Source organism: Paenibacillus tepidiphilus, assembly GCF_008635795.1.
Lineage (GTDB): Bacteria > Bacillota > Bacilli > Paenibacillales > Paenibacillaceae > Paenibacillus_AQ > Paenibacillus_AQ tepidiphilus.
In genome coordinates this window covers 89,032-110,749 of the sequence record NZ_VWRQ01000006.1, presented here as the reverse complement: position 1 = coordinate 110,749, position 21,718 = coordinate 89,032, and the positions used below count along the sequence as shown (strand labels likewise).

Sequence of the window (21,718 nt, the reverse complement as noted above, 5' to 3'; positions counted from 1 at the left end):
TCATAGGGAAGACTTGACCCGCCGCGAGACGGGCCCGGTCTTCCCGCTGATGTATAGAAGATTTTGAAACAGAAAGGAAGAGAGAGCCATGCAGGAGGCCACCGCTCAGCCCGGTATTGTTCCGCAGCCGAAGGCCCGTAAACGTAAGCGAAACGGCGAGCTGAAGAAGCGGCTGTGGAGGAACAAGCTGCTGTATATTATGTTGATCCCGGGAGTGCTGTATTTTCTGGTGTTCAAGTATTTCCCGATGTACGGTCTGATTATCTCATTTCAGGATTATAAGCCTTACCAGGGAATACTCGGCAGCGAGTGGGTGGGAATGGAGCAGTTCAAGCGCCTGTTCACCGAACCGGATTTCCTGAACATTTTGGTGAACACGCTGATTCTGTTCGGAATGAATATCATCTTTTATTTCCCGGTGCCGATCATATTGGCGCTGATGCTCAATGAGCTGCGCGGCAGCTTTTTCAAAAGAACCTTCCAGACGCTGGTGTATTTGCCGCACTTTATGTCCTGGGTTATCGTGGTCTCCATTACCTTCGTTATGGTAACGATGGACGGCGGGATTATTAACGAGCTGCTCACTTTCTTCGGCTTTGAAAAAGTGAACTTCCTCCTCAATCCTACCTGGTTCAGGCCGCTCTATATTATCCAGGTCATCTGGCGGGAAGCCGGCTGGGGCACGATTATTTACTTGGCGGCCATCGCCGCCGTCGATCCGGGGCTGTATGAAGCCGCGCGTATGGACGGTGCAGGCAGACTGCGTCAGGTATGGCACATCACGCTTCCGGCAATCCGCAGCGTCATTATTACTCTGCTGATTCTGAAAATCGGTTCCGTGCTGGATCTTGGATTCGAGCATGTCTACCTGATGCTGAACTCCATGAACCGCGAAGTCGCGGAAATTATTGATACGTATGTCTATACTGCAGGTATGCAGCAAGGGCAATTCAGTTACAGTACAGCCATCGGCTTCTTTAAGTCGCTTGTCGGACTCGTCATGGTAATGACAGTCAACCGGCTATCCAAAAAAATGGGCGAAGAAGGCGTTTATTAATGCAAGCGGGAGGTAACGAGAAATGGTAGAAGATAGAACGCTTGGCGGGAGAATATTCGCCGCCGTGAACTTTACGCTGCTGGCCCTGATTGCGCTGATTACGGTGCTGCCGTTCATTCATGTGGTGGCCGGGTCCTTTACGACCAGCGCCGAGCTGGCGGCGAATAAATTCGTGCTGATTCCGAAGGTCTGGAGCTTTGAGGCGTATGAGTTTATTTTCTCGACAAATACGATCTTCCGGGCGCTGGGGGTGTCGATCGGGGTTACTCTTATCGGTACGGCCTTCAGTATGTTTATCACCGCACTGATGGCCTATGCACTGGCCCGCCGGGATCTGGACGGACGCAATGTGGTGAACTTCCTTGTCGTATTCACTATGCTGTTCCATGGCGGGATGATCCCGACCTTCCTCGTGGTAAAGGAACTGGGACTGATTAATTCCTACTGGGCGCTGATCCTTCCCTCGGCGATTAGTGCGTTTAACATGATTATCCTTAAAAATTTCTTCCAGAACATTCCTGACGGACTGGAGGAATCGGCCAAAATCGACGGCTGCAACGACTTCGGCATCCTGTTCCGCATTGTGCTGCCGCTCTCGCTGCCTTCGATTGCGACTATCTCCCTGTTCTACGCTGTAACGTACTGGAACACGTACATGAGCGCCATTCTCTATCTGGATGACAGTGCGAAATGGCCGATCCAGGTATTGCTGAGACAGATTGTCGTACTGGCCAGCGGTATGGATTACAGCTCGACGCTCGACGCGGCTGTGCCGCCGCCGGACCAGACGATCAAGATGGCTGTCATCGTGGTGGCTACGCTGCCGATCCTGATGGTGTATCCGTTCCTGCAAAAGCATTTTGCCAAGGGTGCGCTGCTCGGATCAATGAAGGGTTAACAAAGGAGGCAAGCCGGTGTATAACATCACGGATTACGGAGCGCTGCCAGGCAGCGGAGTGCCGGCAACCGGCGCGATATTGGCAGCCATCGCTGCGGCGGATCAGGCCGGCGGCGGAACGGTGTACGTGCCCGCCGGCACGTATACCACAGGGGCCATTATGCTCCGCAGCAACATTGAGCTGCGGTTAAGTCCGGGCGCGGTGCTGTCGTTCAGCACCGATCCGGCGGACTATCCGCCGGTGGAGGCCAGATGGGAAGGAGTAAGACGGCAGGTTCACTCCCCTTGTATATTCGGTACGGGGCTGGTCAATGTCTCTGTCACCGGCAGCGGCACATTGAACGGAAACGGTGCGCCCTGGTGGGAGAAGCACCGCCACCGGCCGGATGAGCTGGAGTATCCCCGTCCTACGCTAATTAGTTTCTACAATTGCGACCGGGTAACGATCCGCGATGTGACCTTGCTCAACTCGCCGAGCTGGACGGTGAATCCGATTCTGTGCCGCAATGTGGCGGTGGACAATGTCAACATTCTGAATCCGGCGGATTCGCCGAATACGGACGGGATTAATCCGGAGTCCTGCAATGGCGTGCGTATCACGGGGTGCCATATTGATGTCGGCGACGACTGCATCGCGATCAAAGCCGGAACGGAGGACACGGAGGAACGGGTCCCCTGCGAGAACATTACCATTGCGGACTGCACGATGCAGCACGGCCATGGCGGCGTGGTGCTGGGCAGCGAAATGAGCGGAAGTATCCGCAATGTCGTGATCAGCAACTGCGTATTCAAGGAGACAGACCGCGGCATCCGCATGAAGTCGCGCCGCGGGCGCGGCGGTGTGATTGAGGATATCCGGGTCAGCAATATCGTCATGGACGGTGTCCTCTGTCCCTTCACGGCGAATCTTTATTACCACTGCGGACCGCGCGGCAAGGAGAAGTACGTCTGGGACAAGCAGCCATATCCGGTTACGGAGGAGACACCGCTGTTCCGGCGCATTCACTATGCCAACATCACCGCCCGGAATGTCCACGCCGCCGCCGGGTTCCTGTACGGGCTGGCCGAACAGTATGTGGCCGAGATGAGCTTCACCAACATCGACATTTCCATGGCGGAGAATGCCGTTCCGGGCCAGCCCGATATGATGACCGGGCTGGAGGATATGGTGCGGCGCGGCTTCGTAATGGGCAATGTGCGGGACATCCTTTTCCAGAATGTCACCGTAGAGAACCATGAAGGCCCGGCCTTCTATGTCGAGAACGGGGATAATGTTGAACTGCTGGCCTGCCGCTCCCGTAATACGGCGAAGCCGGAAGCGCTGCTGGAAGAGCGGAGCGGAGAAACGGCAGGGATTTAACCTTAACAGGTGTATTGGTGAATTGGGGACATTGAACACGGATAAATGGAACTGCGGCCTTTGCGGCCGCAGTTTTTTTATGGATATAAGTAATCTCCGCCCAAAATTCAGATAGAGGACCGGGAAAAGTAATTCATCTGAACGGGTGAAACGGCCTTGGGATTCGGATGGCCATTCATTGTACCGGAGGCGTTCTTCTGCATCTCATTTGTGCAATCCTGCCGTAAACGCCCTTCCTCCAGCTTCATGTCGATGAAATCGACGATCTGCTGCAAAGAGGCGATCTGGCTGACGATATTTCCCCTGTGGCTCCGTAAGTGCTCTACCAGTTCGGGGTATTCCGCCGGGTCGGCATCGGAGGAGACAGCCAAGAAAGGTCGCATTTCTTCGAGCGCCATCCCCGTTTTTTTCAGACAAGACAGGAGCCGGATCGTATGGATATCCTTTTGACGGAGACACGGTGTCCGTTATCCTTACGTTCTGCCCGGGACAGCAATGCGATTTTTTCATAATAACGGATGGTATCTTCAGAAATTCCGGTTTGCTCTGCGGCCTGCTTGATCGTAAAAGTCTGTTCTTCCCTCATCCTCATCCCTCCCGGAGACTATTGTTTTGTTCATTATAGATATTGAAGCTGGCTCCAAGTCAAGCCGCTTTTCTTAGGAATAGGATCTGAGCTCATGCGCATTGACTTGGAGTCGACTCCAAGTTATAGAATATGCGCTATCAGGAACAATACTCCATTAGCCGAAGGAGAATGACAATGAACATCAAACGGAATGAACAGGTTGCAATGATTACAGGCGCAAACGCCGGGATCGGGCTGGAATTAACGCGGAAGCTGCTGGCAGAGGATTGGCAGGTGGTGGCATTGAACCGTTCTGATTTTCCTGCGGAGGATGTAGGCCTTCAGCAAGCCATTCAGAAGGGAAGGCTCCGGATATATAAGACGGCCGACCTTGCCGATTATGCCAGTCTGAAGAGGTCCTTGGAAGCCATCAAACGCACGGAGCAGCGTATCGACATCTTGTTTAACAACGCCGGCGGGTCTTTTCCCGCGCTGCGCTATTCAGGACAAGGGCGTGAACAGCATTACGAGCTGATGACGGTCGTTCCGTATATCATTTTGATGGAGGTAAAGGAGCTCATTAAACAAAGTGCCTTGAAAACCGTGATTAACACCTCATCCTCGGCGCTGAAATTTACTAAGGAATTCAGTATCGAGATCCTGGAGCGCCCTAAAACCTTTCGCAAACTGCTTGGTCCATACGCCACTTCAAAGCTTGCGCTCTCCCTATGGACTCAGGCCATCGGGCCGCAGCTTGCCAAGGAAGACATTAAGATCCGCAGTGTTGATCCGGGAGGTAACAATACGCTGAGAAAAGGCAAGGAATCCGGGCTGCCCTTACTGGTCAAGCCGTTAATGAAGCTGTTCTTCTCTCCGCCTACTTCCGGCGCCGACAAGCTGTACGAAGGTGCCCTCGGGAAGCACAGCAATGAAACCGGTGTGTTTGTGCAGAAGGGCAAGGTTGTGGCATTAAAATATATCAGTCAAGCCCGGGATGTTCTGGAAAGGGTTCAGGCGATTTACGAAGATGAGTTTTTGGCCATAGAATGATGTACATTGCGGGTCAGGTAAGTGTTAAATAGTTGAAATTGGCAGGATGGGCAAGCGTTAATAGTTGAAATTGGCAGGATGGGCAAGCGTTAATAGTTGAAATTGGCAGGATGGGCAAGCGTTAATAGTTGAAATTGGCAGGTTGTTTTCCTGCGGCTTCACTTGGCAAAGAGACGGTTATCAAGTATTATTAGCACCAGATACTAATACTAGATACTAAATAAGAGGTGATTGCAGTGCGAGGAGCCAGAATAACAGCCATAGGATCATATGTCCCTGCCCGCAGGCTGACCAATAACGATTTGGAGCAGATGGTGGATACCAGCGATGAGTGGATTGTCCAGCGGACGGGAATCCGCGAACGGCGGATCAGCCGGCCGGATGAGTTCACCAGTGATTTATGTGTGGCTGCCGCAGCGGATATGCTCCGGCGTTACGGCAAATCCGCTGCGGAAATTGATATGGTGCTGGTGGCGACCAGCACGCCAGACTTTCCGTTTCCTTCGGTAGCCTCCATACTCCAGCATCGGCTGGGCATCCCGCAATCGGCCGGAGTGCTCGATATGAGTGCGGCTTGTGCCGGATTCGTGTATGCCCTGCATACCGCGCATGCCTACATTGCTGCCGGTTTGCACCGGTGCGTGCTGGTTGTAGGAGCGGACGCCTTATCCAAAATTACGGATTACAGCGACCGAAGCACCTGTATCCTGTTTGGCGACGGGGCGGGGGCGGTGCTGGTGGAGGCAAAGGAGGATGGAGAGCCGGATGATTTCAGGGGATTTCATCTGGGCAGCGACGGGGGCGGAGCCCAGCATGTATACCGTTCGGGTCTGGCCAGTTCGGTCAATGAAGTGGAGCTTGCGAATACGGGCAAGCTGGTGCAGAACGGACGCGAGGTCTTCCGCTGGGCGGTGCGGACGGTACCGCAGGGAGTGGAGCAGACGCTGTCCCGCTTCGGCGCGTCCCTCAAAGAGGTCGACTGGCTGATTCCGCACAGCGCCAATCTGCGCATCATTGAGCCGGTGTGCGAGCGGCTGGGTTATCCGCTGGAGAAGACCCTGTACAGTCTGGAGTACTTCGGCAACACCTCTGCGGCAAGTATCCCGCTTGCTCTGGATCTCGGCATCCGTGCAGGTACAGTGCAGAACGGCCAGCAGGTGCTGCTGTACGGGTTCGGTGCGGGACTGACGCATGCCGGGCAGTTGCTCAAGCTGTCGCTTGACCCGCAGGTGTGCATGCCTGGGCTGTTGTAAGAGGAGTAAAGAGATGGGGAGGGGGAAGGGGCAGGGGTATAAGGAGGTAGAGCGGAGGGTCAGAGATGCAGGGCCAGAGGGGGGGAGAGGCAGAGGGAACAGAGTAACGGTAGAGCGGATGAGTAGAGAGCGGTTGCTCTGACTGGCGGTTGCAAGATTGTGTGCATGTGCAATGTTGTCAATCTGATACATTAGCTGTTGTTGCGATTAAGAAGGCATTGTATCTCTACTACTGCTGAGTGCTCAAAATTCGCTGGTTCACCGGATAGTTGTATTTGGTGCAATTAAAATCGCATTGTGATGATTAGAGCGGAGCTTAATTGTATTTTGTACACTTATTTTTTGTTAAATGAGCCATTTCCCCTGTTTTGGGAAGAAATAAGTGTACGAAATACATCTATTGTGGTTTTGGGCGGCAAATTGGGCCAAATAGTTGTACAAAGTACAATTAGGCAGCAAAAAGATGGCACCAGTGTGCAACGATGGCCGTTCCAGCTTCCCGCGCCCCGCCGGAGGAGCTACAGCGCGAGCTAGGCTCCAGCGCCTGCCGCGTGTCGGCAACGACGCGCTAGCTCCCGCGCCTGCGTGACGGCAACGACGCGCTAGCTGCAGCGCCTGCCGCGTGACGGCAACGACGCGCTAGCTGCCGCGCCTGCCGCGCAGCGGCACCCGCCCGAGCGCCAACGGCCGCGGGTTCGCGCTCCTGCCCGGGCAGTACCCGCGCCAAAGCGCGAATCCGCCCGATGCGCAACAGCGGCGGCGCATCATCTGCACCGCCGCCCCTGCGGACAGGCCCGCCGAATTGGCAACCGGGCCTGATCCCTGTCCTCCGTCGCCGCTTTACGCAACCGGGCCTGTTCCCTGCCCTCCGCTGCCGCAGGATTCGCGCACGACGAGGGCCGGCTCAACGACGAAGGAGCCGCCCTCCGACTGGCCGTTGATCAGGTCGTACAGCATATGGGCGGCGAGCACGCCGAGCCGCTCCTTGTTCTGGCGCACGGTGGTCAGCGCCGGAGTCGTGTATTTGCTGGCCTCGATGTCGTCGCAACCGGCGATGGCGACATCCTCGGGGACGCGCAGCCCGCGCTCCCGCAGGGCGCGGATGGCCCCGAGGGCCAGCAGGTCGGAGGCGGCGAACACCGCCCGCGGCAGGCTGCCGCTATCCAGTATGCGGCACATGGCGGCATAGCCGCTGGGCTCGAAGAAGTCGTCGCCGTGCACGAACCACTCCGGCTGCGGCGTCAGGCCGAAGCCTGTAATGGCCTTGACGTATCCGGCTTCCCGCTGCTGCGAGATTTCCGAATCGGCGGCGCTACCGATGAAGCCGAGGTCGCGGTAGCCGAGCAGATAGAAGTGCTCTACCACCTTCGCGGCAATCTGCGCATTGTCCGACATGACATAACCGGATTTAGCGCCGGTCAGCTCCAGGTCGACGCCGATGCAGGGAATGTCGCTTTGGTCGAGCTCGCGGATCGCCGGCTCCATCTTTTCACCGGAAATGATTACGCAGCCTTCCACCTGAAAATGCCGGGAACGCGCATAGTAATCGCCGCCGCGGAACATTTTCTCATTGGAGAAGAAGATCAGGTCATAGCCCAGCACGCCCATCTGCTTCTTGAAGGCATTGAGCACCTCGACGAAGAAGGGATGCGTGAACTCCACGTTCAGCTCCCCGGCAAAAATAACGCCGATCAGGCTCGATTTTTTGGAAACCAGCGTTTTGGCGGAGCTGGAGGGAGAATAGCCGGTCTGATGGATAATCTCCCATACCCGCTGCTTTGTTTTATCCGAGACATCGCTGTAATTGTTCATAATCTTCGAAACTGTTGAGACGGATACCCCCGCCATTTCGGCAATCGTCTTGATATTGACCCCCATGCCCAGCCACCTTCCCGCAACATTCGCACACGTACAAAACCCGCATAAACGCGGAGTTCAGCCGTATTCCTGTTTTTCCGCTGCAAATCCAGTCCATTTCAGTCTATTCATCTTCCCGGGCCAAGTCAATCGGGCGATTCCGGGCAGACCAAAAAGGCCATGCTCCCTATTGAAAGGGTACATGGCCTTTATCCTTCTGCACTATTCTTCCTTGGGAATCAGCTCAAAGATCTTGCCGGTCTCCAGCGCCTCGATCAGCTTCAGCAGCCAGCGGTAATATTTAATCGCTTCGTCAATTTTAACCTGGTCTGTTGCGAGCAGTTTCATGACAGCGGCATCGTCCGCATAGTCGCTCTGCATCTGTTTGATTTCTTCCAGCGATTTAGCGAGCGCAGTCATATTTCCCTCCACCGCTTTACGCCATTTGATCGAGAAATAGTCGCTGAAATTGCGGTACCAGTCCGGCTCCACCTCAAACAGATCCTTGCGGGTGCCTTTGCCCCACACCTTGTCAATCATTTTGAGATCCAACAGGGTGCGTACGCCGGTGCTCATCGAGGTTTTGCTCATGCCCATGGTGCGGCTCAGCTCATCCAGTGTGACAGGTCCCTCATTAAAATACATATAACCGTATAAATGCCCGATGGATAAGGTAATGCCGTATAAATCCATGTTTTTGCCGATGGAATCTATGACCCGCTCCCGGGCTTTGCTGATTCTCTCTATTTGCGCGGGCGCAAGCCCTTCTAAATCGTTCATGATGTCCCTCCTGAGGATAGGCTTATAATGACTGCAAACCTCTGTATGTATTGTAATCAGACCAGTGACAGAAGTAAAGAATGTGCTTTGGACGGAATCCGGCGTAAAACGGAGTATTCTATATGTAAAGTACGTAAAGTAAAAACTGTACACTAATTTTTTAGCGAATATGCACTTTGCCTTACTTTTCATAAGTTCGTTACACTGTTAACAGAGAAACAACCTGAACAATAGAAAGGAAGAGGGAGGTCAGCATGGCAATTATCGAGGTAAAAGAGCTTACCAAAGTATTCGGTCACGATGCGGGACGGGCGCTTCCATTACTAGAGCAAGGGTGGTCCAAAGAGAAAATCGCCCGTGAAGCCAAGCTTACAGTTGGCGTCAACAAAGCCAGCTTCCGTATTGAGGAAGGCGAAATTTTTGTCATTATGGGATTGTCGGGCAGCGGCAAATCGACGCTCGTGCGTCTGCTTAACCGCTTGATTGAGCCGACGGGAGGACAGGTGCTGTTCAAAGGCAAGGATGTCGTCAAGATGAATCCCGAGGAGCTGCGCGGATTCCGGCGTAAGAATATCGGTATGGTGTTTCAGAAGTTCGGGCTGTTCCCGCACCGCACGGTGCTGGCGAATGCCGAGTACGGATTAGAAGTGCAGGGTATCGACAAAAAAGAGCGGACCCGCCGCGCCATGGAGTCACTGGAGCTTGTCGGGCTGAAGGGCTGGGAGAACCACCGCCCTGATCAGCTGAGCGGCGGGATGCAGCAGCGTGTAGGTCTGGCCAGGGGACTGGCCAACGACCCGGACATTCTGCTGATGGATGAAGCGTTCAGTGCACTGGACCCGCTGATCCGCAAGGATATGCAGCAGGAGCTGCTGGAGCTGCAGACCCGGGTGAAGAAGACGATCATCTTCATCACCCACGATCTGGATGAGGCACTGCGCATCGGCGACCGGATCGCCCTGATGAAGGACGGGGTCATTGTACAGATCGGCACACCGGAAGAGATTCTGATCCAGCCGGCCAACAAATATGTTGAGCGGTTCGTTGAGGACGTCGATTTGTCCAAGGTGCTGACCGCATCCCATGTCATGCGCCAGCCGGAACTGATCCGGCCGGAACGCGGTCCCCGTGTAGCGCTGCAGCTGATGCGCGAGGGCGGCGTCTCGAGCTTGTACGTGGTGGATCAAGAGATGAAGCTGCAGGGAGTTATCACTGCCGATGATGCTTCACAGGCGCTGAAGGAGAACAAGACGATTCTGGAAGTGATGCGGCGGGAGATTCCCCGTGTACACCCGGATACGCTGCTGAACGATTTGTTCGAGCTGATGTCCCAGGCCCACCTGCCGGTGGCGGTGGTTGACGAGGCCGACAAATTGAAGGGGATTGTCATTAAGGGTGCGGTACTGTCCGCGCTTGCGGGCAATGCCGTTCCGGAAGGGGGACTTAAGCTGTGAATCTGCCTAAAATTCCGATCGGACAGGGCGTGGAGTGGCTGGAAGATTGGCTGACCACGTATTTCGGTCCGTTCTTTGACTTGATAGCTTCTATAATCGGCGGGATGGTCAGCGGTATTGAGACTGCACTGACCTTCCTTCCTGCCATTGTGCTTACGCTGATCATTGCAGCGCTGGCATACTGGATCGGTAAATGGAAAATGGCGCTGTTCGCCGTCATCGGGCTGCTGCTGATCGACAATCTGGGCCTGTGGGGCCCGTCGATGCAGTCGCTGGCGCTGGTACTGACGGCATCCGTGCTGGCTGTGCTGATCGGCGTGCCGCTCGGCGTGCTGTGCGCCCAGAGCAAGACTGTTCAGAATATTGTTACACCGATTCTGGACTTTATGCAGACGATGCCGGCATTCGTATACCTGCTGCCGGCGGTATCGTTCTTCTCGCTGGGCGTGGTTCCCGGCGTTATTGCTTCGATTATTTTTGCGATTCCGCCAACGATCCGTTTAACAAACCTGGGCATCCGACAGGTCTCGGAGGAGCTGGTGGAGGCGGCCGATGCGTTCGGCTCCACTGCCCGGCAGAAGCTGTTCAAGCTGCAGCTGCCGATTGCCCTGCCGACAATTATGGCGGGAATTAACCAGACCATTATGCTGTCGCTGTCCATGGTCGTTATCTCTTCAATGATCGGCGCCCAGGGCGTCGGTGCCTATGTCTACCGTGCGGTGTCGCAGGCCAAGACGGGTGCGGGCTTTGAAGCGGGCATCGCGATTGTTATTGTCGCCATTCTGCTTGACCGTCTGACGCAAAATCTGGTTAAACCCAAAAAATCATGACAGGAGAGTGTTTCTACAATGAAAACAACTAAAATGAAGAGAAGTCTCGGAATTCTGACCCTGGCGCTGGGTGTGGGCGTATTGTCCGCATGTTCGTCTTCTAATGATGCCAAGGGGGATACGGTGAAGCTGGCCTATGTGGCTTGGGATTCGGAAATTGCCAGTACCAATGTAGTCAAGGAAGTGCTGGAGACAAAGCTGGACGCCAAGGTCGAAATGCTGCAGGTTGATGCCGGACCGATGTGGGCCGGAGTGGCCGACGGCAGCGCAGATGCGATGGTCGCCGCCTGGCTGCCAAGCACCCATGCTTCCTACATTGAGAAATATGGTGACCAGATCGAAGACCTGGGCGTCAATCTGGATGGTACCAAAACAGGGCTCACAGTTCCTGCCTATATGGACATCAACAGTATTGAAGATTTAAAGAACGCCGATGTGGCGGGTTCGCTGGACAATACGATCATCGGCATTGAACCTGGTGCGGGCATCATGATGGCTACCGAGCAGGCGATCAGCGACTATGCGCTGGACAGCTACACCCTGCTGGAAAGCTCCTCCGCTGCGATGGCGCAGGAACTTCAGAAAGCCTATGACAACAACGAGCCAATCGTTGTAACAGGCTGGACGCCGCACTGGATGTTCGCCAATATGGATCTGAAGTATCTCGAAGATCCGAAGGGCACTTACGGCGGAGCGGAACAGATTCATACGATGGTCCGTCAGGGTCTGCAGGAAGATATGCCGGAGGTCTATGCCTTCCTGGACAACTTCGAGTGGACTGCGGATGATATGGCTCAGGTGATGGTTGAAATCCAGGGCGGCCTGTCGCCGGAGGAAGCGGCCAAGAACTGGGTGAAAGCCAACACCGATAAAGTCGATGCCTGGATCGCAGCGGGAGAAACAGCCGCCGAATAAATGCTGTACAGAGTAAAGGATTAGCGGAAAAGGCGGCAGTCCGGTTCTTTTTACAGCAGGTCGGCGGATATGATATGATGAAAAGAAAACCGACTCCGTTTAAAAACACCCCGTCCGGGGTGTTTTTCCATGGGGATAGGAGGAAGCAGGGAGGAGTTTCCCCATGACCGAAACCATAAATGGCTGGATTGACTGGCTGCTGCAGACGCTCGGGCTGAGCGGGCCTTACATTATACTCGCCACCTTCCCGCTGACGGTAATTCAGAGCCTGTTCGGATTGTTCCCGCTGGCGATCCTGATTGTGCTGCATGTCTCGGAGTTCGGCGTCATCGGCGGTATGCTGGTCAGCTGGGTGGCCTGCAACATCGGGGCGATTCTGGTGTATTTCCTGTTCCGGCGCTATCTGTACAACTGGTTCGACCGCAAAATGCGCTCCAGGCTGAAGCGTTACGACAAGTGGCAGAGATACCTCGACCGTTACGGAATCTGGACGCTGCTGCTGCTGCGGACGGTGCCGATTGTGCCGAGCAATGTAATCAATTTTATGGCAGCCGTGTCGCCGATCAAGGTTCGCTCGAACATCTGGGGAACCGTGCTTGGCAATCTGTCCTACATCTGGCTGTTCGGAACGATCGGCTCGACGCTGATTGTGCCGCGTGAAGAGTGGGCCGGGTTCCTGGGCTGGTACGCCGTGTTCGCCTTCATTCTGGTGGCGGTGTTTATCCGCCGTCATTGGGGACATCTGCAGGAGGACAAACGCAGCCGGATGCAATAATTGCAATTATATAAATAGAAGGACACTCTTTGCGGCTTATGGCCGGGAGAGTGTCCTTTTTGTGTTGATGAACTCTTAATCTGCTTGCATAAGGCTTAGCGTACACGAGGATATTCATGCCTCTAGAAACGAAAACGTCCTCATGAGTGTAGACTCATGGGTTAAATCTAAACCTATATAGGTAGCTCCAAATCAGCAACTAAACTGAAATCCACAGTATTTGGAATGCGGTTATTTACCATTAATTCCTTGATCATTTCCAGTTTAATTGCCACATCAATGTTTATAAATTCTTCACCGTCTGCGTTTAGGCTTTTAAATGGGACGTTTTGGATTTCGTACTTGTTACCCTCAATGTCCCAAGTTACATTTTTAGTGGAAAATGCACGGGTCATTTCTTTTTTCCTCCCAAGTACCGAACTCATCTCCATTTCATCCCCTTCTACCCGATAGTCTTTCCAAGTGCTTAAATGATAATCCTAATCCTATATATATTCAAGTTTTTTTAAAGAGTTTCTCCATTTTTTTGAAACTTTCAGCGAGGAGAGGGTTTTCAATTAACCGGTTTTCCATCGCTTCAAATTCTTTGTCCTCATCATCATATACAACAGTCAGCAGTTTAATCTGGTGACTTCCACCCCTCTTTAAAAGGAATGATAGTGGCAGTATGTATTCTTCTGGATCACTATTATTTATAAAAGTATAAGAAAGTTGTGCATGACCTTTCCATTGTACTTTTGATATTTCATTTGCTTTTACAATTCTATCAATTAAAGTGATGTACATTGACTCGTCTTTAGAACCCATTCGTTTAAGCGTTCTTTCTACAGAATGAAAGGCTATTAGAATAATTCCCCGTTTCAGTAAATCCAAACTGGAAACTCCTGAAACCATTCTATTTTTGAAATTCACTACCTTAGATTTATGTTCTGATCGGATTGTATTTAGATTAATACCATACTTTTGCGCCTTCAGAATGGGTTGCTCCCACTCAGCCGCTACTCCCTGTATTTGTTTTATCTGAGTATCATCGAAATTATTAATATCTTTAATAATCTGTTTATTTCCATTGACAAAAGTTACTTCGAATGTATAAAAAGTCACCTGCTTTTCCACTTCCTCAATTATATTACCCAATTTATATCATTTATTTGTCATATTTTATATAATTACAATTTTTCTGTAATGGCGCATGCAAGAATTTTAAATTACCCTTGTGTAAGGATTTTTTTTCTTGAGTCAGTTATGGGGTTAATATTCTCTCCTCTCGAATACTTTATAATAAGCAGCGGCGGCTTGGCCGCAGTGTTCGGGAGGGAGAGGGCTTCATGGGGAGAATGCGAAAATGGGGCAATCGGCGGGGGCTTCTGTCCGGTCTGGGCATGGGCCGTCTGCGGCTGCCAAAAATCAGCTGGAGCGGCCGCCCGCAGGCCAAGCGTAGCGCGGGATTTCAGGCCAGGCCGGCACGGACGCCGCTGGTTGGGATGCCGCGCCGTTCTCCGTCGTTCAAGGCGCGTCCGGGACGGCAGAGCGGAAAGCCGGTGGGCTATGGGGAGACCGGCAGAAGTCCAGGTGGGCAGCAGGGACGCGGAACGCTGACGGGATGGCAGGGATCAGGGAAGGGCAAGGGGGCTCAGCCGGTCTATGGCGCAAGAAAGCATAAACCGCGCGGACGCCGCAGATTTTGGCTGATGGTCAGCCTGCTGCTTGTACTGAGCTTTCTGCTGGGACTGAGGTATGTTGAGCGGCATTTAAGGCCGCCCATCGTTCATTTGGCGCAAATCCGTGTCAAGCAGATTGCCACAGAGTCGATTAACAAGGCAATTACGTCCCAGGTGGCTGATGAGGGCAACGCCGAGGCACTGATCGACTGGAAGAGTGACAACGACGGCAAAATCTCCGGCTTCATGCTTAACTACAAGGAGCATATGCGGATTACCTCACAGGCGGCAGAGGTCATTCAGACGACGCTTCAGGAGCTCCACAACCGCACCGAGCATATTCCGCTCGGCCAGGCGCTTGGCAGTCCGTTGATTGCCTCCTTCGGGCCGGATGTCCCGATCAAGATCGAGCCGCAGGGGGCCGTAAAGGTAGAACTCAATACCCGCCAGAAAAATGCCGGCATCAATATGATTCTGGTCGAGGTATATATCCATATTGTCACCGAGGTGGCGGTGGTCATTCCGTTTGATATGGAGCCGCAGGTGGTCGATACCGAAATTCCTGTCTCTTATCTCATGGTGGTCGGGGATGTCCCGATGTACTACTACGACAATCAGGGGCAGCCGGTGGGCGACAACAGCGCTGCCGCTCCGGGCATCGCCATTCCTGCACCTTCCGTTACAGAACCGAAGGGAGCGGGAGCCACAGAGCAGCAGGGCGACAGTCCTGCCCCAAGCAGCGGCGGGCAGAATAATGAAGCGCCGTCTACTGCCGGCAATGCACCTGCGGGCCCGGAGGGCGGGGGAAATGCTGTAGAGGGCGGCGGAGGGTCCGGCGGGGAAGAATAAGCCGGTGAGCTTGATTTGTGGATTATGGTCGATTTATCGCCTACGTTTGCCCTATTTACCTTCACGGTAGCCTATTATGGTCGATTTATCGTCTACAATAGGATTGATTAGCCGGATTGTGCTGTTGGTCGGCCTGTTCACGGGAAAGGGATGTAGGTGCGGACATCCCCAGCCTTACTCGCATAGATGGTGCATTGCTACAATTTGATGCGGTCAAGGTACTAGAAGCGCATGCCTGGCCAGCAGCGGCCAGGCTATGCTTTCCGCCGGCAGGTCCAGCGGATAAGCGGCCGCGGCGAGCTGCAGCTTACGGTAGGCCATGCCGATTCGCGCTGCCTGACTGCCGGAGCCAAGCAGCATGCGTTCGGCGGCAGGGTCCAGCAGGACAGCATGGCCGCAAGAGCTGGCCACGCCTGCCTGCAGCAGCCAATCGGCAACGGAGTGGCGCAGAGCGGAAGGCCCGGCAGCAACATTGGCGGAAGAGCGGCCGGGAGACGGCTCGGCTGAACCGGCGCAAAGCATGCCGGATAACTGCGAAGCTGTATCCGCTGGAGTTGGTTCATGCGACTGCGCCGCTGCATCAAGGGCAGGCCGACAACAAGAACCGGTGGCTGAATCGGCGCGCAGCAAGCTGGATAACTGTGTGGCTGTATCCGCTGGAGCTGGGGCATGCGACTGCGCCGCTGCATCAAGGGCAGGCCGACAACAAGAACCGGTGGCTGAACCGGCACGAAGCAATCCGGATAACTGCGTGGCTGTATCCGCTGGAGCATCGGGATACCGGATGGTGTGGGCGGCGGCCTGCTCGCACCACCGGCTCCGCACGGCGGCCGGCGCGGCGAGCAGGCCGCACCAGAGCGGCTGGGGCAGTCCGCTCCAGCCGAGCTGCGGGGCGCGCTGCATCAGAGTGAGCAGCGTTTCCCAGGCCGCGCTCTGCAGCAGCAGCTGCGCGGCATAGGACAGGTCGGCCGGCGCCGGTGGAGCGCCGGCCGGTTCCGGGCCTGCCCGCAGGAGGCGGCCGACTGCGGCAAGGCCCGGGCGGTGCGCGGCCAGCTCCGCGAGCCAGCGCGCCTCAGCCGCGCAATCCCCGGCGCGGCAGGACCAGGCCCAGAGGTAGCCGTGAATGAACGGCTGCCCTGGGCGCTCTTCCAGCAGCCGCTCCAGCCGGGCGGCTGCGGCCCTTGCCTGTGCGTCCTGCCCGGCGAGCTCCGGCAGGACGCACAGGATGCGGCGCACGCCCGCAGGCAGCTGCGGCGCCGCTTCGAGCGCTGCAAGCCAGCCGAAGGCGCGGGCGTTCAGCGCAGCGGGCACCAGCCGGCCGAGCAGCGCGGCCGGCAGGCGGTCCCGGCTGGACCGGGTTAGCTCCGTGAGCCGGTCCTGCTCTCCCGACAGCAGGCACAGCGCGGCCAGCGCTTCCCAAGCTGTGGCATCCTCCGGCTTAAAGCGGATCGCCTGTTCATAATGCTCCATCGCCTCCGGATACAGAAACAGCCGCTCGCAGACCTGAGCGGCGAGCAGCCGGGTCCGCTCCTCACCGCTTCCGGCAGAGGACGGATATTTATGTGCCGTGTTTCCGCTGGCGAGTGCCTGCTGCAGCAGCCGGTAAGGCTCATGCAGCTCGCCCTCCCCCAGCAGCATGACTGCGCTGCTCTCCAACAAATCCGTGAAATCCGGGAACAACGAACGGCCGGTCGTGTAGACCGCCTTGGCTTCCGTACGGCGACCGCACTCCTGCAGGGCATACGCCGTCTTCAAATAAACATCGGCGGCGTAGCCGGAACCGGGCGAAAGTCCGGGCAGCAGAGGCAGGAGCTGCTCCGCAGCCTCAGCATATTGCCTCAACTGGTAGTACTCTGCGCCCAAGGCATACCTGAGCATTTCACTCTCCGGGTCTGCCGCCAGGGCTGCAATGATCAGCTCCAGATTGCGGCGCGCTTTGTCCTTATGCTGCAATTCTGCTTCAAGGTAGCCGTAATGGCGAACTGGCAGATCGGCATAGGTGATATGGCCGCCCGGCAGGGTCCAAATACTGCTGGCGACCTCCTCATGGATGCTGCCGCTGAACCGTATCCTTTTATCGTTGCGGAAGAGTCGGCAAATATTGTCTGTGACATATTGTCCCTCCGCCCCAGCGCCCACGTAGTGGATGAAGGGCAGAAAATATCCGTCCGCCTGCGGAGAATCCAGCAGGAGACGAAGCTTTTCCGCTTCCCAGGCGTCGGCGGCCTCATCGGCATCCAGCACCAGAATCCAGGGCCGGGTAGCGGCCCGGAGGCTAAAGTTTCGCGCTTTGGCGAAGTCTTTTTCCCAGGGTACATCAATGACCCGTGCTCCCATTCGAAGGGCAATGCTCCGGCTGCCGTCGCTGGAGCCCGTGTCGGCTATAATTATTTCCGCCACAAGTCCCTGCACGGAGGCCAGACATCTCTCCAGATGACGCGCTTCATTCTTGATGATCATGCAGAGGGAAAGGTCGGGTACGTTTGGGTCTACATTACGAGTCAAAGCTGACCTCCCCCTTTGACGTCCGGAAGCGGCAGCATAGCCCGGGCTCTGGATGCCGCCGCTCCATAGGTGGAGACTTCCGGCACACGGGAGAGTACATGGTCGGCTAGCAGCAGCCAGGCGCGGCTTTGTCGGACGGACGGATGTGCCTGCCGACAATATGGCTCTGCTTCATCCAGCAGTGAGCGGATATCCTCCAAGCTCGGCTGCTGAGCTTGATCCAAGCAGCGCCGTAGTATGCTTTCCGAGAACCTACCCGTACCAGCCCGACCAGCCCTTGTCTCAGCCCCGCTCCGTCCTACGCCGCTACCAGGGCCGCCCCTATCTGCCGCTTTGTCGCTGCCACCAGCCCTTGTCTCAGCCCCGCTCCATCCTATGCCGTTACCAGAGCTGCCGCTATTTGCCGCATTATCGCTGCCACCAGCCCTTGTCTTAACGTCGCTCCGTCCTACGCCGCTACCTGGGCCGCTGCTATCTGCAGCGTTATCGCTGCCACCAGCCCTTGTCTCAGCCCCGCTCGGTCCTTCGCAGGCGTCACCGCTGTCCTCCCCGTCATCGCTGCACTCCACCCCTGCGCCGATCACGGCAGCTGCGGCCGACCAGCAGCCATCCCGCAGCAGCAGCTCCAGGATGCGGGAACGCCCGGCTGCCCAGACCTCCGGCAAATGCCGGGACAGCCAGCCTGGGATTTCGTGCTCCCGCTGTGCACATTTCAGCGTCCGTACGAGCCGGGCAATCAGCGGCCAAGGCTCGGGATGCTGCCGTGCCGCCTGTGCATAGCAAGCCAATGCGGCCTGGTCCTCGCCGGTCTCCTGGGATAAGTGCCCCAGGGCAGCCAGTGTAAGATAAGTGCCGTATCCTGCTTCCGTATGGTAAGCGGGAGGAGGAGCGCCGATCCGCAGCGCTTCACGGAGCGCCCGATTAGCCGCTGCCAAAGCCCCTCCTTGCAGCAGCAGTACGCCCCGAAGGTGATGCAGATCGGAGTAATCCGGGAACAGGGCAATTCCTTCACTGCAGGCGGAAAGCGCGGAAGGAGAATCACCCAGCGCCAGGTGGCAGCGGACTTTGTATTTATACAGAAGGTGGGCATAGCTGGTATCTGTATCCGTTCGCTTCATTGATTCCGCAATATGTTGGAGCGCAGACACATGCTCGCCCAGGCGCATATATTCGACCGCTATGTTGTAATGGTGAAAAGCATCATCAGGCTCCTGCGCCAGCTGCTCCTGCAGCAGCCGGAGATTGCGGTTGATTTTATCTTTCCGGGCCACCACGCCGTCGGCGTATCCGTAATGATGAATGACTGCGGAGGTGAGGTGCATCGCTGCCTCCGGCCGGGCCTCGACGATGACACTGGCAATCTGCTCATGAATGATGCCGGTGAAGCGGTACTCCGGCCGGTTGCGGAACATCCGCAAAATCGGATTCACCGTAATGGCCGGCGAGGTGCGGGCGAGCCCGCGGTGGTTATGGACCCGCAGAAAAAAAGCCTCGTACTCCCTGTGCTGTGCACAGACCAGCACTTCCTCCCGGCTATCCGGCTCCAGCTCTTCATCGGCGTCGAGCACCAGTATCCAGGTCCCCCTGGCGCGCTGCAGGCCCTTATTACGGGCGGCGGCGAAATCGCCGTTCCAGGGGAAGTGTATGACCCGGGCACCGTAGTCCCGGGCAATCTGTGGCGTGGCGTCGGTGGAGCCGGTATCGACCACGATAATTTCGTCGGCTACACCGCGGACGCTGTTTAAACATCCGGCGAGCGATTCGGCTTCATTTTTGACGATCATACATAAGGAGATTAGCGGCTTTCGCGGCTGCTTGCTCATGGCTGGCTCCCTCCCCGGATCTGATGACCGCTCCATTCCGTATGCCAGGAGATATGATTCAATAAGGCAATGGTATTGATGATTCCGGCGAGGTCCTCGCGCAGCGGCGAATGGGCAGGAGGGTCTTGCTCAGACTGCAGCGCCTGCTCCAGTTCCTGCTTGGCCTGATGCAGATAACAGAGCGACAGGCCGATCCGGGCCGAGTCCTCTCCCGTTTCCATGTCCACTGCCTGGTGGAAGTACTCCGCCGCCTGCGAATAATGACCCTTGTCATAAAGCATCTCCCCAAGATAAAAAGCAGTCGTGCCCCGCACCTCCCCGGCTTCGGCCAACTCGATAAACAGCTCGCCGGCCTCGGCCAGCCGTCCCTCTGCGTAAAACGCCGCTGCTAATTCTTCCGCAGTAGCGGGGAAGGCCTCGGCCAAAGCGGAAGCGAGCGGATAGCGCCGCAGCTTGACGGATAACCGGATCAGCTCGGCTGCAACGCCGCCGGTAATGGAGGAGCCCGGTCCGATTTTTCGTTCCAGACGCCACACATCGTTACGCAGCCAGTCCATGCGGTCCGGAACCACTCCAGAATCAGAGATTCCCGCAAGCTCCCAGTGGCAAATACTCTGCAGCAGCCATAGGTCCCGGGGCAGGTCCTTCTTCTCCAGCTCGGTGAACAGCAGATTCATGCTATCTTCCAGCAGGCCGGACGCTTCCTGTGCATGACCGGCGCTGAGCTGTGCGAAGATGAAGGTCAATGCGGTTTCCGGTTCCAGCGGGAAACGTAGTTTGTCCAGACGGTTGATGGTTTCATAGGCGCCTGTTTCGTACAGAGCGGAGACGATGGCCGCTCTTCCGGCAGGTACATCCTGCGGAACCAGCGTCATTAGCAGCGCCGCTATGTCCTGCTCCGGCACATCCAGCCGTCCGAAGGCTTCGGATATACCAGTGAGCGCGGATGAATAAAGCGGATGATACTGGATTGCGCGGTAATACAATCTGGCGGCCTCCTCCCATTTGCCCATTTTGGCAGCAATGCCCGCCATATAGCATAGCGGACGGTAGGTGGCGCTGCCGGCTTCGCCGACGTATTTGCCGTGGGGAGCCGGGCTGTCCGAGAGAGCTTGTGCCTGCTGATAATGCTGAAAAGCGCGTTCCAGATGTCCCTGCTGCTCCCAGGACTGGCCCTGAAGCAAATGGAGATCCGCGTAGTCCGGGTAACGCTCCAGTTCACGCATCAGCAAGCTGTCGATTCTCTGCCGTTTGCCGGTGGACAAATAAAGAGTACAAAGATCACGGATGATGGACGGGCGGAAGGAGGCGTGAGTAGGTGCTTGGCCGAGCGCTTGCACCAGCAGTTCTTCCGCTTCGCTCAGCCGTCCGTCCTGGCAGCAGACAACAGCCAGATTGTATCGGGAGAACACATCCCCCGGATCGTTGGCTAAGGCGCCGCGCAGCAGCCCTTCATTGCGTTTAATTTTGTTTTTTGCGGCCATGAGCCCGGGGAGATAGCCGAAATGAATAAGCTGAATGTTGCTGTCTGCAATAGATTGCAAGCCGCTGTGTTCAATAATGGATGCATCCACTCCTTCGTGGATCACACCGTTATAGCAGTATCCCATACCGTTCCGGAACAGGCGCACACTTCTGTGGGTGACGCGTTCTTCGGCTCTGGCGCCAACCTGGCTGTCAATGATAACAGTAAAAGCGGTCGCCGCTGTGCTGTGAAGAAGCGCACGGATATCCGCGACCGTTGTCTGCAGCTGCTCGTCGGCATCCAGTACGAGAATCCAGTCGGTTCCGGCTTGGGCCAGTCCAGCGTTGCGGGCCTTAGAGAAATCGTCGGCCCATTCCCTGGACAAGACAGTGGCGCCGTATTGCTCTGCTACCGTTATGGAGTTATCCGTGGACCCGGTATCGACGACGACAATTTCGTCGGCGCCGGCCACGCTGTCAAGACATTGGGGCAGGAGGTCTGCTTCGTCCTTGACGATCAGATGAACTCCGAGTGTAGGCATGTTCACGTTCCTTCCTCCTTGGACGGCGGAATGCCGCTCCTGAATACGCAGGCAAAGAGCACATGGGAGACATGCAC

At 55.9% G+C, this 21,718-nt stretch carries 17 protein-coding genes and 1 pseudogene; 10 read left to right on the top strand and 8 right to left on the bottom strand.

Going from position 1 to position 21,718, the window contains the following annotated elements:
- Positions 1 to 88: 88 nt before the first annotated feature.
- From F1379_RS09800 to F1379_RS09790, 3 genes are read left to right on the top strand one after another with little or no spacing between them, the layout of a single operon-like run.
- Positions 89 to 1,057, top strand: a complete 969-nt coding sequence (locus tag F1379_RS09800) for an ABC transporter permease (RefSeq protein ID WP_150269007.1) — start codon at positions 89 to 91, stop codon at positions 1,055 to 1,057.
- A 22-nt stretch (positions 1,058 to 1,079) separates the two neighbouring features.
- Positions 1,080 to 1,955 (top strand): carbohydrate ABC transporter permease, encoded by an 876-nt coding sequence (locus F1379_RS09795; protein WP_150269003.1) that lies wholly within the window; start codon positions 1,080 to 1,082, stop codon positions 1,953 to 1,955.
- Positions 1,956 to 1,971: 16 nt separating this feature from the next.
- Complete coding sequence (locus F1379_RS09790) at positions 1,972 to 3,315, top strand: glycoside hydrolase family 28 protein (protein WP_150269002.1); 1,344 nt, start codon at positions 1,972 to 1,974, stop codon at positions 3,313 to 3,315.
- Positions 3,316 to 3,422: 107 nt separating this feature from the next.
- Here the strand turns inward: F1379_RS09790 and F1379_RS09785 are convergent.
- Positions 3,423 to 3,901: pseudogene (locus F1379_RS09785) on the bottom strand (MerR family transcriptional regulator).
- Between the two features lie 177 nt (positions 3,902 to 4,078).
- Between F1379_RS09785 and F1379_RS09780 the strand changes: the two are divergent.
- Positions 4,079 to 4,933 (top strand): SDR family NAD(P)-dependent oxidoreductase, encoded by an 855-nt coding sequence (locus F1379_RS09780; protein WP_150268999.1) that lies wholly within the window; start codon positions 4,079 to 4,081, stop codon positions 4,931 to 4,933.
- A gap of 236 nt (positions 4,934 to 5,169) precedes the next feature.
- Entirely contained in the window at positions 5,170 to 6,186 is a 1,017-nt protein-coding gene (locus F1379_RS09775) for a ketoacyl-ACP synthase III (protein WP_150268997.1), read from the top strand.
- Between the two features lie 840 nt (positions 6,187 to 7,026).
- Here F1379_RS09775 and F1379_RS09770 read toward each other — a convergent pair.
- Positions 7,027 to 8,064 carry a LacI family DNA-binding transcriptional regulator gene (locus F1379_RS09770; RefSeq protein ID WP_150268995.1) on the bottom strand — a complete coding sequence of 346 codons (1,038 nt, stop codon included), beginning with the start codon at positions 8,062 to 8,064 and terminating at the stop codon, positions 7,027 to 7,029.
- A 201-nt stretch (positions 8,065 to 8,265) separates the two neighbouring features.
- Positions 8,266 to 8,823, bottom strand: coding sequence for a GbsR/MarR family transcriptional regulator (locus F1379_RS09765; RefSeq protein WP_150268993.1), 558 nt, complete (start codon positions 8,821 to 8,823; stop codon positions 8,266 to 8,268).
- Positions 8,824 to 9,077: 254 nt separating this feature from the next.
- Between F1379_RS09765 and F1379_RS09760 the strand changes: the two genes are divergently transcribed.
- The 4 genes from F1379_RS09760 to F1379_RS09745 all read left to right on the top strand — a co-directional run bounded on the left by F1379_RS09760 (position 9,078) and on the right by F1379_RS09745 (position 12,797).
- Positions 9,078 to 10,277: a quaternary amine ABC transporter ATP-binding protein gene (locus F1379_RS09760; protein WP_150268991.1), complete on the top strand. Its 1,200-nt coding sequence runs from the start codon at positions 9,078 to 9,080 to the stop codon at positions 10,275 to 10,277.
- Positions 10,274 to 11,107, top strand: coding sequence for an ABC transporter permease (locus F1379_RS09755; protein WP_150268989.1), 834 nt, complete (start codon positions 10,274 to 10,276; stop codon positions 11,105 to 11,107). The genes F1379_RS09760 and F1379_RS09755 overlap by 4 nt, the downstream gene beginning before the upstream one ends.
- Positions 11,108 to 11,125: 18 nt before the next feature.
- On the top strand, positions 11,126 to 12,022 hold the full coding sequence (locus F1379_RS09750) for a glycine betaine ABC transporter substrate-binding protein (RefSeq protein ID WP_239004615.1): 897 nt from the start codon (positions 11,126 to 11,128) through the stop codon (positions 12,020 to 12,022).
- Between the two features lie 163 nt (positions 12,023 to 12,185).
- Positions 12,186 to 12,797 (top strand): TVP38/TMEM64 family protein, encoded by a 612-nt coding sequence (locus tag F1379_RS09745; RefSeq protein WP_150268987.1) that lies wholly within the window; start codon positions 12,186 to 12,188, stop codon positions 12,795 to 12,797.
- 173 nt (positions 12,798 to 12,970) lie between these two features.
- Here the strand turns inward: F1379_RS09745 and F1379_RS09740 are convergent, their stop codons facing one another.
- Both F1379_RS09740 and F1379_RS09735 read right to left on the bottom strand, forming a co-directional pair.
- A complete protein-coding gene (locus tag F1379_RS09740; RefSeq protein ID WP_150268985.1) occupies positions 12,971 to 13,228 on the bottom strand; it encodes a hypothetical protein in 258 nt (85 codons plus the stop codon).
- A gap of 64 nt (positions 13,229 to 13,292) precedes the next feature.
- Positions 13,293 to 13,901 carry a hypothetical protein gene (locus tag F1379_RS09735; protein WP_150268982.1) on the bottom strand — a complete coding sequence of 203 codons (609 nt, stop codon included), beginning with the start codon at positions 13,899 to 13,901 and terminating at the stop codon, positions 13,293 to 13,295.
- A gap of 224 nt (positions 13,902 to 14,125) precedes the next feature.
- Here F1379_RS09735 and yunB point away from each other — a divergent pair, with 224 nt between their 5' ends.
- Positions 14,126 to 15,307: a sporulation protein YunB gene (yunB, locus tag F1379_RS09730; RefSeq protein ID WP_338046128.1), complete on the top strand. Its 1,182-nt coding sequence runs from the start codon at positions 14,126 to 14,128 to the stop codon at positions 15,305 to 15,307.
- Positions 15,308 to 15,520: 213 nt separating this feature from the next.
- Here the strand turns inward: yunB and F1379_RS09725 are convergent, their stop codons facing one another.
- Genes F1379_RS09725 through F1379_RS09715 form a run of 3 tightly spaced genes read right to left on the bottom strand, consistent with a single transcriptional unit; the run spans position 15,521 to position 21,641 of the window.
- The gene (locus tag F1379_RS09725; RefSeq protein ID WP_150268980.1) at positions 15,521 to 17,812 is read right to left on the bottom strand and encodes a glycosyltransferase; all 2,292 of its coding nucleotides are present in this window, start codon (positions 17,810 to 17,812) and stop codon (positions 15,521 to 15,523) included.
- Entirely contained in the window at positions 17,809 to 19,635 is a 1,827-nt protein-coding gene (locus F1379_RS09720; protein ID WP_162551113.1) for a glycosyltransferase family 2 protein, read from the bottom strand. Before F1379_RS09720 ends, F1379_RS09725 begins: the two co-directional genes overlap by 4 nt.
- On the bottom strand, positions 19,632 to 21,641 hold the full coding sequence (locus F1379_RS09715; RefSeq protein ID WP_239004625.1) for a TPR domain-containing glycosyltransferase: 2,010 nt from the start codon (positions 21,639 to 21,641) through the stop codon (positions 19,632 to 19,634). The genes F1379_RS09720 and F1379_RS09715 overlap by 4 nt, the downstream gene beginning before the upstream one ends.
- Positions 21,642 to 21,718: the final 77 nt, after the last annotated feature.

What these genes read in the sequence shown, in the direction of transcription:
- F1379_RS09760 (WP_150268991.1), top strand. Translation starts at nt 9,078, where the DNA reads ATGGCAATTATCGAGGTAAAAGAGCTTACCAAAGTATTCGGTCACGAT.
- F1379_RS09770 (WP_150268995.1), bottom strand. Translation starts at nt 8,064, where the DNA reads ATGGGGGTCAATATCAAGACGATTGCCGAAATGGCGGGGGTATCCGTC.
- F1379_RS09720 (WP_162551113.1), bottom strand. Translation starts at nt 19,635, where the DNA reads ATGAGCAAGCAGCCGCGAAAGCCGCTAATCTCCTTATGTATGATCGTC.
- F1379_RS09740 (WP_150268985.1), bottom strand. Translation starts at nt 13,228, where the DNA reads ATGGAGATGAGTTCGGTACTTGGGAGGAAAAAAGAAATGACCCGTGCA.
- F1379_RS09715 (WP_239004625.1), bottom strand. Translation starts at nt 21,641, where the DNA reads ATGCCTACACTCGGAGTTCATCTGATCGTCAAGGACGAAGCAGACCTC.
- F1379_RS09745 (WP_150268987.1), top strand. Translation starts at nt 12,186, where the DNA reads ATGACCGAAACCATAAATGGCTGGATTGACTGGCTGCTGCAGACGCTC.
- F1379_RS09800 (WP_150269007.1), top strand. Translation starts at nt 89, where the DNA reads ATGCAGGAGGCCACCGCTCAGCCCGGTATTGTTCCGCAGCCGAAGGCC.
- F1379_RS09795 (WP_150269003.1), top strand. Translation starts at nt 1,080, where the DNA reads ATGGTAGAAGATAGAACGCTTGGCGGGAGAATATTCGCCGCCGTGAAC.
- F1379_RS09765 (WP_150268993.1), bottom strand. Translation starts at nt 8,823, where the DNA reads ATGAACGATTTAGAAGGGCTTGCGCCCGCGCAAATAGAGAGAATCAGC.
- yunB (WP_338046128.1), top strand. Translation starts at nt 14,126, where the DNA reads ATGGGGAGAATGCGAAAATGGGGCAATCGGCGGGGGCTTCTGTCCGGT.
- F1379_RS09780 (WP_150268999.1), top strand. Translation starts at nt 4,079, where the DNA reads ATGAACATCAAACGGAATGAACAGGTTGCAATGATTACAGGCGCAAAC.
- F1379_RS09750 (WP_239004615.1), top strand. Translation starts at nt 11,126, where the DNA reads ATGAAAACAACTAAAATGAAGAGAAGTCTCGGAATTCTGACCCTGGCG.